The 536-nt window shown below is 74.4% G+C and carries 1 protein-coding gene; it reads right to left on the bottom strand.

From position 1 onward, the window contains the following. Positions 1 to 397, bottom strand: a 397-nt coding sequence (locus BIV03_RS19855; protein WP_217637405.1) for a hypothetical protein, incomplete at its 3' end; no start/stop codon positions are given. Positions 398 to 536: the final 139 nt, after the last annotated feature.

Below are 536 nucleotides of genomic sequence, written 5' to 3'. Positions count from 1 at the left end.
CGTGCACGCCGGTGACGTCGTCGCCGTCGATGCGCCCGTGCACGAGGGCACCCGGCGCGAGGTAGACCGTCTGGCCCGACACCGGGCGGATCACGCCGGCGTGGTGCTCGCCGGGTCCGAAGTACAGCACGTCGGGGTCCGACGCGGACGGTACCGCGGTCTCCGACGGCGTGACGAAGAGGAACAGTGCGCGGACGCCGGGGGTCTCGATGACGAGCGGGTGCGCGTCGCGGATCGTGAAGGTCACGGTGTCGCCGGCCCGGGTCGTGGCGATCCCGAGCGTCCGGGGCGTGACGACCGGGGTGGCCGACGCGGCGAGGCCGGGCATCGTGACGCTGATCGTCGCGGTACCCGTCCCCTTCGCGAACATCGCGACGTCGTGCGAGGTGCCGCTCACGGACTCGGCCTTGACCGGCACGGCGGTCCCGTTGACCGTCACCGTGTGCGCGGTGGCGGTGGGCGACGTCGGGTTCCCCGGGTTCGCCTGGATGCTCGCGGTGCCGGCGGCGACCGCGGTGCCGGACGCGACGGCCGGC

Source organism: Curtobacterium sp. MCBA15_016 (genome assembly GCF_001865105.1).
GTDB lineage: Bacteria > Actinomycetota > Actinomycetes > Actinomycetales > Microbacteriaceae > Curtobacterium.
This window is presented reverse-complemented; position numbering and strand designations above follow the sequence as displayed.